The organism is Myxococcus sp. AM011, from assembly GCF_013372595.1.
GTDB classification, from domain to species: Bacteria; Myxococcota; Myxococcia; order Myxococcales; family Myxococcaceae; genus Myxococcus; species Myxococcus eversor.
In genome coordinates, this window is record NZ_JABXEM010000254.1 from 1 (window position 1) to 16,688 (window position 16,688).

A 16,688-nucleotide genomic window follows, 5' to 3' on the forward strand; every position below is an offset into this window, starting at 1 on the left:
CCTGGACGCGCACCGGAAGCCACCTTGCCACCGCCCCCCGGGCCCGGGGGCCGTGCTCCGCCGCCGCCCCGGTCCGCCGTCATCCGCCCTGCGGCGCCCGACGCGCCACCCACGGCGGGCCGGCCCGAAGGCTGCGGCGTCCCACCCTCCTGCACCGCGCGCACCGACAGCGCCAATCGCTTGCGCTGCAAATCCACCGTGAGCACGCGCACTGTCAGCCGGTCCCCCACCTTCACCACCTCGGAGGGGTCCTTCACGAACTTCGTCGAAATCTGCGACACGTGCACGAGCCCATCCTGGTGCACGCCCACGTCGACGAAGGCGCCGAACGCGGTGACGTTCGTCACCACGCCCTGGAGCACCATCCCCTCCTTCACGTCCTCCAGCGTGCGCAGGTCATCGCGCATCACCGGCGCGGAGAAGTCGCCGCGAGGGTCCCGACTGGGCTTCTCCAGCTCCGCGAGGATGTCCTTCAACGTCATCTCACCCAGGTCCGGGCCCAGGTAGCGCTTGGCGTCGATTTGCCGCACCAGCGTCGCGTTCCCCACCAGCGAGCCCACCTCCACGCCCAGGTCCTTCGCCATGCGCTCCACCACCGCGTAGCGCTCCGGATGCACCGCGCTCGCGTCCAGCGGCTCCGGCCCTCGCACGCGCAGGAAGCCCGCCGCCTGTTCGAACGTCTTCGGCCCCAGCCCGCTCACCTTCAGCAGCTCCCGCCGCGTGGTGAAGCGCCCCTTCGAGGCCCGGTGCGCCACCAGCTTCTTCGCCAGCGACGGCCCCACGCCGGACACGTGCTCCAGCAACTGCGGTGACGCGGTGTTCACATCCACGCCCACCGCGTTCACACACGAGTCCACGACCTCGCCCAGCTTCTTCTTCAGGAGCCCCTGGTCCACGTCGTGCTGGTACTGCCCGACGCCGATGCTCTTCGGGTCTATCTTCACCAGCTCCGCCAGCGGGTCCTGCAAGCGCCGGCCGATGGACACCGCGCCGCGCAGGCTGACGTCCAGCTCCGGGAACTCGTCGCGAGCCACCTCTGACGCGGAGTAGATGGACGCGCCCTGCTCGCTCACCGACACCACCGGCACCTGCGAGCCCAGCGCCTTCAGCGTGTCGCGCACGAAGGTCTCCGCCTCGCGGCTGCCCGTCCCGTTGCCGACGGCGATGAGCTCCGGCTTGTGCTTCTGCACCACGGCGGACAACAGCTTCGCCGCCCGGACGCGCTCATCGCCGCTGCGCTCCGAATAGAGCGTCACCGTCTCCGCCACGCTGCCCGTGTTGTCCAGCATGGCCAGCTTGGTGCCCGTGCGCAGGCCCGGGTCCAACGCGAGCACCGCGCGCGCGCCCGCTGGCGCCGTGAGCAACAGGTGCCGCAGGTTCTCTCCGAAGACGCCAATCGCGCCCTTGTCCGCGCGCTCCTTCAGCTCCGCGCGCAGCTCCGACTCCAGCGACGGCCCGAGCAACCGGTCCCAACTGTCATCCACCGCGGCGCGCAGCTCCGAGGCGAACAGGGCCTGCGGCCTCGTCACCACGCGCCCGCCGAGCAGCGCCTTCACCTCGTCGTCCGGCATGTTGAGCTTCACCTTCAACACGCCCTCCTCCTCACCGCGCAGGAGCGCCAGCACGCGGTGCGACGGGGCCTGGGACAGCGGCTCCTCGTGGCCGTAGTAGTTCTCGAACTTGGTGGGCTCGCCCTTCTTCGCGGGCACCACGTCCGAGCGCAGCGTGCCCCGCTTCGCGCACACCTCACGCGTCGCCCGGCGCAGGCCCGCGTCCTCGCTCACCCGCTCCGCGCAGATGTCGCGCGCGCCCGCCAGCGCCGCCGCCAGGTCCGGCACCTCCTTCTCGGCGTTGACGAAGGGACGCACCTTCGCGTCCGCGTCCTCGCCCCGCTTCGCCTCCTGCTTCCACAGGAGGTCCGCCAAGGGCTCCAGCCCGCGCTCCCGGGCGATTGCCGCACGCGTGCGGCGCTTGGGCTTGTACGGGAGGTACAGGTCCTCCAGCTCGGTGCGCGTCTTCGCCGCCTTAAGAGCCTTCGCCAGTTCCGGCGTCAGCTTTCCCTGCTCCTCCACCGAGCGGAGAATCGTGTCGCGGCGCGAGTCCAGCTCGGTGCGCTCGGAGGTCTTGTCGAGGATGGTCTGGATTTGGACTTCGTCCAGGCCTCCCGTGACTTCCTTGCGATAGCGCGCGATGAAGGGAACGGTGGCTCCGTCGGCGTTCAGCGCCAGGGTGCGGTCCACCTGCTCGGGCCGGAGGCCCAGCTCCTGCGACAACTCAGCGGCGTAGGCGTGCATGACGCCACTTCTATAACCCGGTCCCCACGCCGCTCCCAGCGCACGTCACCCGCGCTGTCGAGACTCCCACTCAGCGCGCAACAATCCCCAATATTGCTGGTCCTTGCGCTCCCCGCGCAGCAGGGAGTGCTCGCGCATCGTCCCCTCCATCGTGAAGCCCAGCTTGCGCGCCACGCCCTGGGAGCCCAGGTTCTCCGACAGCGTCGTCAGCCACACCCGCTCCAGGAAGGGCAGGCTGAAGAGGCGCTCCAGCATCATCCCCACCGCCCGCGAGCCCAGCCCGCGCCCGTGGTACGCCTCCGCCATCATGTAGCCCAGCTGCGCTCGGCCATGCTCGCGCGACACGTCCCGCGCGGACACCGTGCCCACCCACGCGTCGCCGTACCGCACGAACCAGCGAAACCCCTTCGCCCGAGGCTCCTCCAGCGAGCTGGCCTCCAGGATGCGCTTCACCAGCGTCTCCGGCGAGTCCTCCTCGGTGTCCACGTAGCGCCGCGCGGCGGCCTCCGCTCGAAGCGACATCCAGAAGTCCACATGCTCGGGCCGGGCGGGAACGAGGAGGAGGTCGGAGGCACCCATGGCCCGCCTTCTAACGCATTCCACCTGGGACGACTGCTTCCGCGAAGCGCCTCACGCCTTGCTCCCGAAAATCCGCGAGGGCCGCCACCGGAAGCGTCATGGCTCCCGGCGCGGCCCTCGTCAGTCCCCTCGCGTGGCGAGAGAGCGTGTCACGACATCAGAGCTTCGTAATCGTCCCGTTCTCGATGCGGAAGTCCACGCGGGTGAACTTCGCCGACAGGTCGCCGTCCGCGCGCGCCGAGTAGTCCTTCGCCACCTCGGAGCTCGGGATGAGGTGGTAGGACGCCAGCGCCTGCGAGCCCTTCAGCTCCATCACCACGAAGCCGTGCGCGTCGCCGTTCACGTAGCGCATGCCCGGGTTGGAGGCCATCAGCGATTCGTTCAGCTCGGTGACGACGTACCGGTAGATGGGGCTGTTCGGAGCGTAGCCCGCGCCGATGACGGCCAGGCCCGCCAGCTCCTTGATGGAGCCGGACGTAATCGCGGGCGCCGTCAACGTGGGCACCCCCGACTCCTCCGACGCGAACGACGCGTGGATGTCGCCGGAGATGAACATCGCGTTCGACACCTGGTTGTCCCGGACGAACTTCAAGAGCTCCTGCTTCTTCGTGGGGAAGCCGTCCCACTGGTCCACGCTGAAGTAGAACGCCTGCCGCAGCGTCGCCTCGCCGATGTCCTGCTTCTGCGTCAGGTCGAACACCATGGACGTCATCGACACGGAGCTGACGACAATCTTCCAGGTGTTGGTCGCCCGCAGCTGCGTCTGGAGCCACGCCTGCTGCGCCTGGCCGAGCGCGTTCTCCGTGGCGCCCTGCGAAGCCCCGTACGTGAGGGCCGCGAACAAGTCGTAGATGGGCTTCACCACGATGTAGCGCGAGCCCTGGATGCCGAACAGGCCCGCCTTGCCCATGTGCACGTAGGCCAGGCCCCGGGGCGCGCCCGTCGCGGAGAGCAGCGGAATCGCGGGCTGCTGCGCCGCCACGCGCCCGACGTTCACCGCCGCCAGCACCTGGTTGACGTAGAAGAGCGACTGGCCGCCCTTCACCCAGAACGCGGCCTTCGCGGAAGCCTCCTCCTGGGTGAGGCCCGCGCCCATCGCCTGCTGCACGTACGCGCCCTGCAACACCGCCTTCTGCACGGCGTTCTCCGCCGCGTCGATGTCCACGTAGGCGAACGTCTCCGACTGGAGCAGCGCCTGCGTCGGCGCGGGCAGGCCCGGCAACGCCACGCCCAGCAGTTGCGCCGGCACCGCCACCTTGCCCGGGTACGCGTCCTCGGGGATGAGGTGGTCCGGACGGAAGGTGCGGTAGTCGGCCACCGCCAGCTTCAGCGCCTTGCCGAACTCGAAGTCACGGTAGACGAGCGTGTCCGGGTACACCGGCGCCGCCGCCGGGTCCATGGCGCCCTCCGCCGAGTTCGCGGTGTCCAGCGGGATGTACTCGAAGAAGGCCCGCTCGGAGTTCTGCTTGCGCTCCAGTTGCAGCTCCGACGCGCGCCCGTCCAGGTACGTGGCGTTGGCGCCCCAGCTGTCGTCGGAGAACTCGTGGTCGTCCCAGATGACGATGAACGGGTAGCGCTCGTGGACCTTCTGGATGATCTTGTCCGTGCGCAGCGTCTTGTAGAGGTCGCGGTAGTTGGACAGCGAGTTGGCCGCGAAGAAGGCCGTCAGCCCCGTGCCCACCTTCAGCGCCTTCTCCGGCTCGCTGAACAGCACCGCGCGGGTGTCGCCGCCGGACTGGAAGGACGGGTCGCCCGTCGTCTCGTAGACGTAGTCACCGAGGAACACGACGAAGTCCAGCTCCTCGTCGAGCTGTAGCAGCCGCTGCCACGCGTTGTAGTAACGGCCGATGTAGTCCTGGCAGCTGGCGAAGGCGAACTTCACCGCCACGTCGTCCCCGGCCGCCGGCGCCGTGCGGGTGCGGCCCGTCGCCGTCGTGTACTTCTGCCCACCCGTCTCGAAGGTGAAGCGGTAGTAGTACGTCGTGCGCGGCGACAGGCTCGTCACCTTCACCTTCAGCGCATGGTCATTCGCCGCCAGCGCCGAGAAGGTCCGGTCCAGGAACAGGCTGCCGAAGCTCTCGCTCGTCGACACCTCCAGCCGCACCGGCGTGTCCGCGCCCGCGTTGTCGGGATTCACCGCACGCACCCACAACACCACGCTGTCCGGGCGCGGGTCGCCCGAGCAGATGGACTGTGGGAAGTACTTCGAGCCGTCATTGGACGGCGTGTCGTTGTCGTCGGAACAGCCGAATGAGGTGCTTGCCGCGACGGCGACCACGGCCTGCAGGAAGCTGCGACGCTTCAATCTGTCGAACAAGGCGGGACTCCCGAAATGGGGACGCGGGTGAAGGACCCGCGCGCGAGAGTCTACGACCCCCATCCATCACTCCGGAAACATCCCCGCCACGCGTCCGACACAACGCACCGTGTCAGCTACCGGGCGCCCCAGGTGACTCATGCCGTGCGCATGAAACACGAAGGGGCTGCCCCCGGTTGGAGGGGACAGCCCCGAACGGCGTGTCGAGAGGCGGCTCGGAGAGGAGCCGCCGTCACCGACTCACTTCACGGCCTTCACGCGCTGGCGCTTCTCGGAGGCGGCCTCGGGAGGAGCCTCCTCCGCGGCGGGAGCGGCGGCGCCACCCGCGCCCTTCGCGATGCCGTACTTCTCCAGCACGCGGGCCTCGATCTCCTTCGCCACCTCCGGGTGCTCCCGCAGGTAGTCCTTCGCGTTCTCACGGCCCTGGCCGATGCGCTCTCCGTTGAAGGAGAACCAGCTGCCGCTCTTCTCCACGATGTTGTCGTTGGAGGCCAGGTCGATGAGGTCGCCCTCACGGGAGATGCCCGTGCCGTACATGATGTCGAATTCGACTTCCTTGAACGGAGGGGCCACCTTGTTCTTCACGACCTTCACGCGCGTGCGGCTGCCCACCACGTTGTCGCCGTTCTTGATGGCGCCGATGCGGCGGATGTCCAGGCGCTGCGACGCGTAGAACTTCAGCGCGTTGCCGCCCGTCGTCGTCTCCGGGTTGCCGAACATCACGCCAATCTTCATGCGGATCTGATTGATGAAGATGACGCACGTCTGGCTCTTGGCGATGGTGCCCGTCAGCTTGCGCAGCGCCTGGCTCATCAGGCGGGCCTGCAAACCCATGTGCGAGTCACCCATCTCGCCCTCGAGCTCGGCCTTGGGAACGAGCGCGGCCACCGAGTCCACCACCAGCACGTCGATGGCGCCCGAGCGCACCAGCATCTCCGCGATTTCCAGCGCCTGCTCACCGGTGTCCGGCTGGCTCAGGAGCAGGTCGTCGGTGCGCACGCCCAGCTTGCGCGAATAGCCGACATCCAGCGCGTGCTCCGCGTCCACGTACCCGCAGATGCCGCCGCGCTTCTGCGCTTCCGCGACGATGTGGAGGCACAGCGTCGTCTTGCCGGAGGACTCCGGTCCGAAAATCTCGATGATGCGGCCTTTCGGCACGCCGCCCACGCCCAGGGCGATGTCCAAGGAGATCGAGCCCGTCGAGATCGCCTGCACGTCGCGAATCATGGGCTCCTCGTTGCCGAGCCGCATGATCGAACCCTTACCGAACTGGCGCTCCACCGCGGACATCGCCAACTCGATCGCCTTCTCCTTCTCCTGATTCACGGACATTTCCCTTGGCTCCTTGTATTGGCGAGCCACCCCGGCTCACCTGAACGCGCTTTTAGTACGCGATGGGTAGACCCTAGTCCACCCCTCTGACATCCGTGTTGCATCCTGTCGGGCAGCTAGCTCTCGCGGAGGGCAGCCAGGAAGACGGCCACCCCCCCTGCCACACCCGCCCACAGCGCGCCGGAGTGGCCCGCCGAACCCAGGGCCAGCAGCAGCCCGAAGCCCGACACGAGGGCCAACAGGCCCAGGCCCAGCCGGTACACGGGACTGCGAGGTGGGGCAAGCCACAAGGCCATCATCGCCAGCACGGCCAGACCCACCTGCAAGGTCACCGTGCCTTCGACCACGCCCGGCCGCAGCACCTCTTCAATCCCCTGGGCCAGCACTCCGCCCGCGAGCACCGTGGCGGGCACCCCGGGCCCGAAGTCGAAGCGGCCCGCATGGCCGCCGCCGGACCGGGACGCGGAGTTGGCGCGCAGGTGCTTGAGGTCGTCGGGCTCCACTTCCAGCGCGTAGGGGAAGCCCAGGGACAGGAGCGCCTCCACCGCCGCCGCGCGGCAGGAGCGCCCCCCGGCGTCCACCAGCCCCTCCAGCCTCCCACCGTCGAGGAGCCGGTGCAGGGTGTCCGCCACCTGCCGCTCCCCGCCGCCGCTGGCCAGTTGCGCCAGGACTTCATTGAGCCGCGAGGCGGCCTCGGGGCGGTCCGCCTCGGAGGCCCCCACGGCCTGCTCCACCCTCACCAACAGGGGCAGGGGCAGCTCCACCGGGGGTGTGGGGCGGCTGGCCGCCTCGGATGGAGGCGGAGCCCACGCGGCGAGGTCCGCCAGGCGCTCTTCGCCCGGGCTCTCGTCGGGCCGGGGGATGGGAGCATGTGTGCTGCGCGTGGCGTCCGACACCCGGAGACTGTATCCACGGAGGCGGGCGCGGTTCAAAGCAGCGCTGTTCCGCAACTTCTTGTGGGTGACGGGGTTGTAGTCGACCGTGGACGTGGATTCGGACGCACAGGCGATGCTGAAGGTGGCCGCGGGGGACCGTCGGGCGTTCGCCTGGCTGTTCGACCGCTACCACGCGAGCGTGGCGCGGTTCGCCTTCCGCTTCGTGGGCGACAGGGAGCGGGCGGAGGAGCTGACGCAGGACATCTTCGTGAAGCTCTACCGCAACGCGAAGGCGTACCAGCCGACGGCGCGCTTCAAGACGTTCCTCTTCCGGGTGGCCACCAATCACTGTCTCAACGAAGTACGGCGCGGGGAGTACCGCGTGGCCCACACGTCCACCGAGGCACCGGACGGTGAGGAGACGGGAGGCGTGGAGATGGCGGGGCCGGACGGCGACAGGCCGGACCAGGCGCTGGCGGGACGGGAGCTGGAGCGAGCGGTGGGAGACGCGCTGCGGAGCATGAGCGACCGGGAGCGCGCCGCCTTCACCATGTGCCGCTTCGAGGGCATGGCGTACCGGGACATCGCGGAGGCGCTGGAGGCCAGCGAGTCCGCCGTGAAGAGCCTCATCCACCGCGCGACACTGGCGGTGGCGCGCAGGATTGAAGAGCTGCAGGCGGGCACCGTGCCCGCGAGGAGCAGGGCATGAGCTGTCATTTCGAGGAAGACCTCACGGCCTACGTGGACGGCGAGCTGCCCGCGGCGCGCCGCGTGGAGGTAGAGGCCCACCTGGGCGGCTGCACCGGGTGCCGCGCGACGGAGGCGCTCGTGCGCCACACGGTGGCGAGGGTGGCGGAGCTGCCGGACTTCGTGCCTTCCGTGAACACGAGGCGCGCGGTGCTGGCGAAGCTGGATGCGTTGCCGGTGCCGTGGTGGGAGCGGCTGCGGACGCTCTTGCGCCCCGCGGTGCTGGTGCCGTCGGCGGGCCTGGCCGTGGCGGTGGGGCTGGCGCTGGTGGTGGTGGGCCCGGGCCCCGAGGCGCCCGACGAGTTGGAGGACCCGGCGATGATGGAGCTGGCGGCGAACCTGGAGCTGGTCGAGGACTACGAGCTCTTGGGGCTCGACAGCCCCGAGGACCTGGAGGTCGTCGCGAGCCTCCACGAGTTGGAGGTGGCGCAATGACGGGCCGGACGTGGATGGCGCTGGGGCTGGCGGTGGCGCTCCTGACGGGCGCGGGCGCGCGAGCGGAGACGGAGCGTCCCGCCTCGGCCGCCGAGCGCTTCGAGAAGATGACGCCGGAGCAGAAGGAGGCGCTGCGAGGCAAGCTGCGCGAGTTCAAGTCGCTGCCGAGGGACGAGCAGACGCGCATCCGGGGCAACCTGGACCGCTGGCGCAAGCTGCCGCCCGAGGAGCGCGAGCGGCTGCGCGCCAACCAGCGCGAGCTGCGCAAGCTCAACGTCGCCGAGCGGCAGGCCCTGCGCGACCAGGCCCGCGAGCTGAAGAAGATGGACCCGGAGCGACGCACCGAGATGCGCCAGCGCATGAAGGCCTATCTGAAGGAGAACCCGGAGCGGCGCGAGCAGTTGATGGAGAACATGCGCCGCTGGCGGCAGATGACGCCCGAGCAGCGCCAGGAGATGAGGGAGCGCGTTCGCGAGAGGCGGCGCCGGTGAGCCCCGCCGCGCCGCTGGTGTTGTTCATGGCGCTCGTGGCGGCCCCGCTCGCCGCCGCGAGTCCCCTGGGCGCGGGCCAGTCCGAGACTCCGCGCGCCGAGGAGACGCCCCTCCCCCCGGTCCCCGCCAGGACTCCGGCTCGCGAGCCCTCCCGACCCGCGCCAGCCTTGTCCGAGGAGGACCGCGAGGTGGTGGAGAACCTCGAGTTGCTCGAAAGCATGGACGCCGCCGAGGACCTGGAGCTGCTGATGGAGCTGTCCCAGCAGGACTGAGCGGCTCCCCGCGCGGGCCGCCCCCAAGACGACGAAAGCCCGAGTTCCCTCGAGGGGAACCCGGGCTTCGCGTACGTCAGGAGCTCCGAGCGGCGACTACTCCACCGTCACGCTCTTGGCGAGGTTGCGCGGCTGGTCCACGTCGTTCCCGCGCATCTCCGCCACGTGGTACGCGAGGAGCTGGAGCGGAATGGTGGCGATGACGGGCGCGAGCAGCGCGCACGCCGCCGGGACCCGGATGACGTGGTCGGCGAGCCCCGCCACCTGGTCGTCGTCCTCGTCGATGACGGCGATGACCTTGCCGCCGCGCGCGCGGACCTCCTCGATGTTGCCGATGATCTTCTCGTAGGCCACGTGCGGCTTCTTCGGCGCGATGACCACCACCGGCATCTTCTCGTCGATGAGCGCAATCGGGCCGTGCTTCATCTCGCCACCCGCGTAGCCCTCCGCGTGGATGTACGAAATCTCCTTCAGCTTCAGCGCGCCCTCCAGCGCCACCGGGTGCATGGGGCCACGGCCGAGGAAGAGGAAGTCCTGCGAGTTCATGAACTCACGGGCCACGCGCTTCACGGCCGGCTCGCACTTGAGCACCTCTTCAATCATCTTCGGGATTTCCGTCAGATGGGTGAGGTGCTCCTGCGCCGCCGCCACGGACAGGGTGCCGCGCATGCGGCCCAGCTTCACCGCCAGCAGGTACAGGGCGACGAGCTGCGTGGTGAACGCCTTCGTGGACGCGACGCCAATCTCCGGGCCGGCGTTGGTGAGGACGGAGAACTCCGCCTCGCGCGTCATCGCGCTGCCAATGACGTTGCAGATGGCCATCGCCGTGGCCCCGCGCGCCTTGGCCTCCTTGAACGCCGCCAGCGTGTCCGCCGTCTCACCCGACTGGCTGATGGCGATGGCCAGGTGCGAGGACTCCACAATCGGGTCGCGGTAGCGGAACTCGCTCGCCAGCTCCACTTCCACCGGGAGCCGCGCCAGCGTCTCAATCATGTGCTTGCCGGCCACGCCCGAGTGCCACGACGTGCCGCAGGCCAGGATGGTGATTTTCGTCAGCGAGCGGACCTTCTCGGGCGTCATGTTCCAGCCCTCGAAGTGGACGTCTCCCTCGGTCAGGAGCATCCGGCCGCGCAGCGTGTCCGCGACGGCGCGGGGCTGCTCCCAGATCTCCTTGTGCATGAAGTGCTTGTAGCCGCCCTTCTCCGCCATCATCGGCGTCCAGTCGATGCGGCGGGTGGCGCGGTTCACCGGCTGACCCTGGCGGTTGAAGATCTCCACCTTGGCGGCGGAGACGATGGCCAGGTCGCCCTCCTCCATGTAGACGATGTCGCGCGTGTGCTCGAGCACCGCGGGCACGTCGCTGGCGATGAAGTTCTGCCCCTCGCTCAGGCCCAGCACCATGGGCGACGCGTTCTTCGTGCAGACGATGCGGTGGGGGTCCGTCGCGCTCACCACCGCCAGCGCGTACGTACCCTTCACCTGGTCGATGGCCCCGCGCACCGCGTCCGGCAAATCCTTGCCCGCCTCCAGCTCATCCGAGATGAGGTGGGCGAAGACCTCCGTGTCCGTCTCCGAGGAGAACACGTGGCCCTTGGCGCGAAGCTGCGTCTTCAGCGACAGGTGGTTCTCGATGATGCCGTTGTGCACCACCGCGACGTTCTTGTACGTGTGCGGGTGCGCGTTCTCGTCCGAGGGACGGCCGTGCGTGGCCCAACGGGTGTGGCCAATGCCGATGTTGCCTTGCGGCTGGTCCGCCACCACCCGGTTCTCCAGGTTGCGCAGCTTGCCCGTGGCGCGAACCACGTTGAGCTGGTTGCGATTGACCACCGCGACGCCCGCCGAGTCATAGCCCCGGTACTCGAGCTTCTTGAGCCCGGACACCAGGATGGGAGCCGATTCCTTGTCACCGACGTAACCAACAATCCCGCACATATTCAGACCTCTCTCTCACGCCCACGCCCGCCGGAGCAAACCGAGGGATACCCATACTTCTCTGGGAGTGGCTGTCAGGCCGCTCCCCAAGCAAGTGCCACGCCCGTCCTCAACCGCCCTTCGCCGCGCGGCGCGCCTTCTTCGCGGCCACCCAGCCTTCCTTCGTCACCTGTGGCGCCCGTGACACAGCGAGGCTGCCGGGCGGCACATTTTTCGTCACCGTGGTCCCCGCCCCCACGTAGGCGCCATCCCCCACCTTCACCGGAGCGACGAGCTGGGTGTCGGAGCCGATGAAGACGCCGTCTCCCAGCTCCGTCAGGCTCTTGTTCACCCCGTCATAGTTACAGGTGATGGTGCCCGCCCCCACGTTGCAGCCGGCGCCAATCCTGGCGTCGCCCAAGTAAGTCAGGTGGTTGGCCTTGCTGCCCTTGCCGATCTGCGCCTTCTTCGTTTCCACGAAGTTGCCCAGATGCACATCCTCGGCCAGCTCCGTCCCAGGGCGCAGCCGAGCGAACGGGCCAATGAAGTTCCGCACGCCGACCTTCGCCTCCTCCAGCACGGAGTAGGGCTTGAGCACGGCGCCCTCCGCCACCGTGGAGGCGCTCACCACACAGCCGGCGCCGATGGTGACGTTCTCTCCCACCACGGTGCCCGCCGTCAGCATGACGCCGGGGCCCACCTCGCTGTCGGCGCCCACCACCACGTCCTCTTCGATGAAGGTGGTGTCGGGGTCCACCAGGGTGACGCCGGCGCGCATGTGCGCCTCGTTGATGCGGCGCTGGAGCACCCGGGCGCGCGCGGCCAGCTCCACCTTGTCATTCACGCCCGCGGTCTCCGTGGCGTCGGCGACGACGGTGCCCACGCGGCCCTGCCTGGAGGCCAGCTCCACCAGGTCCGTCAGGTAGTACTCGCCCTGCGCATTGTTCGGTTTGATTTCGGCCAACGCCTTCCAGAGGAAGGCCGCGTCCACCGAGTAGATGCCCGCGTTGCACTCCTTGACGGCGCGCTGCTCGGCGGTGGCGTCCTTCTGCTCCACCACCCGCACCACCTGGCCGCCCTCACGCAGGACGCGCCCGTAGCCCGTGGGGTCGTCGAGCATCGTCGTCACCATGGCCAGCACCCCGCCCGCGGCGTCATGCGCGGCGAGCAGCGCGGCCAGCGTCTCCCTGCGCAGGAGCGGCACATCTCCGTACAGGATGAGGACCCGGCCGGAGAACCCCTTCAGGGCCTCCTCCGCCGAGCGCACCGCGTCCGCCGTCCCGCGCTGCTCACGCTGGAGCGCGAAGCGCAGGGGGGCGTCGGGAAACAGCGCCCGGACCTCCTTCTCCACGCTCTCCGCCTGATGGCCCACGACGGGCACCACCGTGGAGGCGCCAAGCTCCAGCGCTCGCTTCAGGGGATAGGCGCACAGGGGCTTTCCGAGGATGGCGTGAAGGACTTTCGCCTTCTTCGACTTCATCCGCGTGCCCTTGCCCGCACACAACACCACCGCCGACAGAGCTGTCATGCGGCGGAGAATTAGGGACAGGGAATCGAGTCGTCAACCGCGCGAGGCTCCGAAGTCTCGGAGGTGTTGTCAGGTCGCGGCTTCGCGCTCACGGCCACGCACAGCGCGTTGCTCTTCACCGTGATTCCGAAGCTCGGCTTCAGGAAGAGGGTGACGCGACCCGAGGGCGGAACGGACCCGGTCCGGGTCGGCTTCTCAGGTGTGACCGGTGCGCTCATTTGCTCCCCCAGTCCCGACTCATGATGGGGGAAGGATGCACCCTCTCGAAAAACAATCCAAGAGGAAAAATGTTGCTGAGTTGAAATCATGGTCCGGTGCGGACAGTTCGTGCATACCGGGAGAGGTGTAGTCGGTGCGGCGCCCTCGAGTCCCGGCCCCAAGGTGTGGGTGAGTGTCCGCCGGGTAACACATCATCCGCGACGAAGGCCAGCCTCAAGGTATTGATTGCGCCCCCAGGAGGGGTGGACTCCGTGAACGACACGAGCTTCGAGAAGCAAGCCCCGCGCATGAGCGCGAGGGTGCTGGAGGCGACGGTGCGAAGTCTGGTGGTGGCGCTCGCACTGATGGCGTGTGTGGCCCACGCGGCGCGGCCGTATCGCGGTGGCGCGGTGGCCACGGCGTACCCGCCGGCCAGTGAGGCGGCGCTGAAGATGCTCGACAAGGGCGGCAACGCGGTGGACGCGGCGGTGGCGGCGGCGTTCGTGGCGGCCGTCGTCGGGCCGTACCACTCTGGCGTGGGCGGCGGCGGCTTCGCGCTGGTGCACGACGCGAAGTCCGGGGCCACGCGGGTGCTGGACTTCCGCGAGGTGGCGCCCAAGGCGGCCACGCGCGACATGTTCCTGAAGGACGGCAAGGTGGTGCCGGGGCTGTCCACCGACGGCGTGCTGAGCGTCGCGGTGCCGGGCGCGGTGGCGGGCTATCTGGAATTGCTCAAGACGCACGGCACCCTGCCCCCGTCCGTCGTCCTGGCGCCAGCCATCGAAGCGGCGCGCAAGGGCCTGTGGGTGACGCCGCGCTACCGCAGCATGGCCGAGGGCCGGCTGGAGTGCCTGCGCAAGGACCCGGAGGCCACGCGCGTCTTCCTCGTCAAGAACGAGCAGGGCGAGTTCGTCGTCCCGCCCATCGGCCACCTGCTGCGCCAGCCGGACCTGGCGCGCACGCTGTCCACCGTCGCGAAGAGCGGCGCCAAGGGCTTCTATTCGGGCACTGTCGCCAAGGGCATCGTCGACACGGTGAAGGCGGGCGGCGGCGTGCTCACGCTGGAGGACCTGGCGTCCTACAAGACGCGTCCGCGCGAGCCGCTGGAGGGCAGCTACCGGGGCCACCGCATCCTCACCATGCCTCCGCCGAGCGCGGGCGGCGTGGCGGTGCTCCAGGTGCTGGGCGCGCTGGAGCAATTGCGCCCCCAGGGCTTCGGCTTCAGGGACCCGGAGGCGGTGCACCTGTACGTGGAGGCGCTGCGGCGCGCGTACGTGGACCGCGCCAGGTACCTGGGCGACCCGGACTTCGCCGACGTGCCCACCGCGCGGCTCATCTCCAAGGGGCACATCGCGGACCTGGCGGGCTCCATCGACCCGAAGAAGGTCACGTCCAGCCTGGCGCTGCTGCCCCAGACGGCGGGCTCGCAGGGCTCCACGCTGACGGACAAGCCGGTGACGCTGACGCCTGAGCCGGAGCGCAAGAACACCACGCACATCTCCGTCGTGGACAAGCAGGGCAACGCGGTGGCGCTGACGACCACGGTGAACTACAGCTTCGGCTCGTGTGTCGTCGCCAAGGGCACCGGCGTGCTGCTGAATGACGAGATGGACGACTTCGCCGCGCAGCCCGGCGTGCCCAACGCGTACGGCCTCGTCACCGGCGAGCCCAACGCGATTCAGCCCGGCAAGGTGCCGCAGTCCTCCATGTCGCCCACGCTGGTGTTCTCCAAGGAGGACCCCAAGCGCGTCATGCTCGCGGTGGGCAGCCCGGGCGGCTCCACCATCCCCACCACCGTCATCCAGGTCATCAGCAACATGGTGGACAGCGGCATGGATGTGGCGCGCGCGGTGAACGAGGGCCGCGTCCATCACCAGTACCTCCCGGACGAGCTCTGGGTGGACAAGTGGGGCCTGGAGCCGGCCACGCTGTCCGCGCTGGAGGCCAAGGGACACAAGGTGCGCCGCGTGGACCAGTGGGGCGACGCGGAGGCGGTGTTCATCGACCCGAAGACAGGTCTGCGCTTCTCCGCGAGCGACCCGCGCAACGAGGGCCTCTCCCTGGGACAGGATTGAGACACACCGTGCCCGAGCCCCTGCCCATCTTCGACGCGCACCTGCACCCCGAGGGCCTGAGCGACCAGGACCTCGAGTCGATGCGCTTCTTCGGGGTGGAGCGGGCGCTCGTGGTGGCGCACCACTTCCCGGAGCCCACCTCCAAGGCCCTGCTGCGCCACTTCGACGACATCGTGGAGCGGCAGCTTCCCCGGCTGGAGAAGGTGGGCATCCGCGCATACGCCGCGCTGGGCGTCCACCCGCGCTGCATCCCCCGCCGCGGCCTGTCGGAGGTCCTCTCCGCCCTGCCCGACTACTTCGAGGGCGGCCGCGTCGTCGCCCTGGGCGAGACGGGGCTGCACGCGGGCGGAGAAGAGGAAGAGGAGGCCTTCCTGGAGCAGCTCGCGCTGGCGCGCAGCCTCAAGCTGCGCGTCGTCGTGCACACGCCCCTGGCGGACAAGGAGCGCCACACGCGCCGCATCCTCTTGCTGCTGCGCCAGTCCGGCGTGCTGCCCTCGCGCGTGCTGGTGGACCACGCCACCGCGCGCACCGTGCGCACCATCCTGGAGGTGGGCCACTGGGCCGGCCTCACCCTGCACCCGGAGGCCCTGGCCGCCGAGCGCGCCGTGGCGCTGGTGCGCAAGCTGGGCAGTGAGCGGCTCGTGCTCAACTCCGACGCCGGAGATGGCGCCGGCGACATCCTCGGCCTCGCGCGCGTGGCCAACCTGCTCTCCAAGGCCCGCCTCTCCGAGCGCGTCGTGCGCCGCGTCACCCGCGACAACGCCTCCCGCTTCTTCCAGGTGGGAACCTGAGCCACACTCGTCTGGCCGGGCCCCACACCGTCTCACCCTTCCAGGCATCGCACTTCACCACCCGACTCCAGTCAGGGTGAATATTTGCAACAAAAGACACCCATTCCCGTCCTTTCTGCGTGAGCGCATACGGGGAAGCCCCAAGTCCCAGGCGCCACGGTGTTCACACTCCGGTTCGGGAGGGCCCTTTGCGTTCCAGCTTCGTCATCGTCGCCGTCATGTTCGCGGGGTGCCTGGGCACGTCTGCCCGGACACCCGTTCGCGCGGGCGACACACGAGGTTTGCTCGCGCCGGAAGCCGGGCGGCTGCTGGCCACCAGCCCCGAACACTTCATGGAGGCGTGTCGGCGCGACATCCAGGAGGCCCGTGGCGCGGTGGCGCGGCTGACGACGCCCGGCGCCCGCCCCGTGACGACGGAGGCGCTGCTCACCACGTATGACGACGCCATGGCGCTCCTGGACGACACCGTCGGGCGCTCGGGCATCGGCGCCAACGTACATCCGGACGCCGCGTTCCGGGCCGCCGCGGAGCGGTGCGAGCAGGCCGTGGAGCGGGTGCGCACGGATATCTCGTTGGACCGCCGCGTCTACGACGTGCTGGCCGCGCTCGATGTCACCCGCCAGGACGCGGTGACGCGGCGCTGGGTGGCGAAGGTGCTGCGAGGCTTCCAGCGCGCGGGCGTGAACCGGGACGAGGCCACGCGCGAGCGCGTGCGCATGCTCCAGGAGGAGCTCATCGTCCTGGGCCAGGAGTTCAACCGCCACATCCACGAGGACGTGCGGCACCTGGATGTCGCGCCCTCGGCGTTGGCGGGGCTGCCGGAGGACTACGTGCGCACCCACC

13 protein-coding genes and 1 pseudogene are annotated in these 16,688 nt (G+C 69.4%); 7 read left to right on the forward strand and 7 right to left on the reverse strand.

What is annotated here, in order from left to right; genetic code table 11:
* The 5 genes from HUW62_RS37250 to HUW62_RS37270 form a co-directional block, all read right to left on the reverse strand.
* Positions 1-2,294, reverse strand: a 2,294-nt coding sequence (locus HUW62_RS37250; protein WP_176437126.1) for a Tex family protein, incomplete at its 3' end; no start/stop codon positions are given.
* Between the two features lie 45 nt (positions 2,295-2,339).
* Positions 2,340-2,873 (reverse strand): GNAT family N-acetyltransferase, encoded by a 534-nt coding sequence (locus HUW62_RS37255; protein WP_176437127.1) that lies wholly within the window; start codon positions 2,871-2,873, stop codon positions 2,340-2,342.
* Positions 2,874-3,030: 157 nt separating this feature from the next.
* A complete protein-coding gene (locus tag HUW62_RS37260) occupies positions 3,031-5,190 on the reverse strand; it encodes an alkaline phosphatase (protein WP_255203868.1) in 2,160 nt (719 codons plus the stop codon).
* Between the two features lie 240 nt (positions 5,191-5,430).
* Positions 5,431-6,522 carry a recombinase RecA gene (recA, locus tag HUW62_RS37265; RefSeq protein WP_163866549.1) on the reverse strand — a complete coding sequence of 364 codons (1,092 nt, stop codon included), beginning with the start codon at positions 6,520-6,522 and terminating at the stop codon, positions 5,431-5,433.
* Between the two features lie 116 nt (positions 6,523-6,638).
* Positions 6,639-7,418: a hypothetical protein gene (locus HUW62_RS37270; protein WP_163866548.1), complete on the reverse strand. Its 780-nt coding sequence runs from the start codon at positions 7,416-7,418 to the stop codon at positions 6,639-6,641.
* An 85-nt stretch (positions 7,419-7,503) separates the two neighbouring features.
* Here HUW62_RS37270 and HUW62_RS37275 point away from each other — a divergent pair, with 85 nt between their 5' ends.
* Genes HUW62_RS37275 through HUW62_RS37290 form a run of 4 tightly spaced genes read left to right on the forward strand, consistent with a single transcriptional unit; the run spans position 7,504 to position 9,342 of the window.
* The gene (locus HUW62_RS37275) at positions 7,504-8,106 is read left to right on the forward strand and encodes an RNA polymerase sigma factor (protein ID WP_240356455.1); all 603 of its coding nucleotides are present in this window, start codon (positions 7,504-7,506) and stop codon (positions 8,104-8,106) included.
* A complete protein-coding gene (locus HUW62_RS37280; protein WP_176437129.1) occupies positions 8,103-8,579 on the forward strand; it encodes an anti-sigma factor in 477 nt (158 codons plus the stop codon). Before HUW62_RS37275 ends, HUW62_RS37280 begins: the two co-directional genes overlap by 4 nt.
* A complete protein-coding gene (locus HUW62_RS37285) occupies positions 8,576-9,070 on the forward strand; it encodes a DUF3106 domain-containing protein (RefSeq protein ID WP_163866546.1) in 495 nt (164 codons plus the stop codon). Before HUW62_RS37280 ends, HUW62_RS37285 begins: the two co-directional genes overlap by 4 nt.
* Positions 9,067-9,342, forward strand: a complete 276-nt coding sequence (locus HUW62_RS37290) for a hypothetical protein (protein WP_176437130.1) — start codon at positions 9,067-9,069, stop codon at positions 9,340-9,342. The genes HUW62_RS37285 and HUW62_RS37290 overlap by 4 nt, the downstream gene beginning before the upstream one ends.
* A 96-nt stretch (positions 9,343-9,438) precedes the next feature.
* Here HUW62_RS37290 and glmS read toward each other — a convergent pair whose 3' ends face one another.
* Entirely contained in the window at positions 9,439-11,274 is a 1,836-nt protein-coding gene (gene glmS, locus HUW62_RS37295; RefSeq protein ID WP_163866544.1) for a glutamine--fructose-6-phosphate transaminase (isomerizing), read from the reverse strand.
* Positions 11,275-11,383: 109 nt separating this feature from the next.
* Complete coding sequence (gene glmU, locus HUW62_RS37300) at positions 11,384-12,793, reverse strand: bifunctional UDP-N-acetylglucosamine diphosphorylase/glucosamine-1-phosphate N-acetyltransferase GlmU (protein ID WP_205522676.1); 1,410 nt, start codon at positions 12,791-12,793, stop codon at positions 11,384-11,386.
* Positions 12,794-13,287: 494 nt separating this feature from the next.
* Between glmU and ggt the strand changes: the two genes are divergently transcribed.
* The 3 genes and pseudogenes from ggt to HUW62_RS37315 all read left to right on the forward strand — a co-directional run.
* Positions 13,288-15,054 carry a gamma-glutamyltransferase gene (ggt, locus tag HUW62_RS37305; protein ID WP_176437131.1) on the forward strand — a complete coding sequence of 589 codons (1,767 nt, stop codon included), beginning with the start codon at positions 13,288-13,290 and terminating at the stop codon, positions 15,052-15,054.
* Positions 15,055-15,062: 8 nt separating this feature from the next.
* On the forward strand, positions 15,063-15,845 hold the full coding sequence (locus tag HUW62_RS37310; protein ID WP_163866542.1) for a TatD family hydrolase: 783 nt from the start codon (positions 15,063-15,065) through the stop codon (positions 15,843-15,845).
* A 188-nt stretch (positions 15,846-16,033) separates the two neighbouring features.
* Positions 16,034-16,688 (forward strand): annotated as a pseudogene (locus HUW62_RS37315) (peptidase M3); the annotation flags it as partial.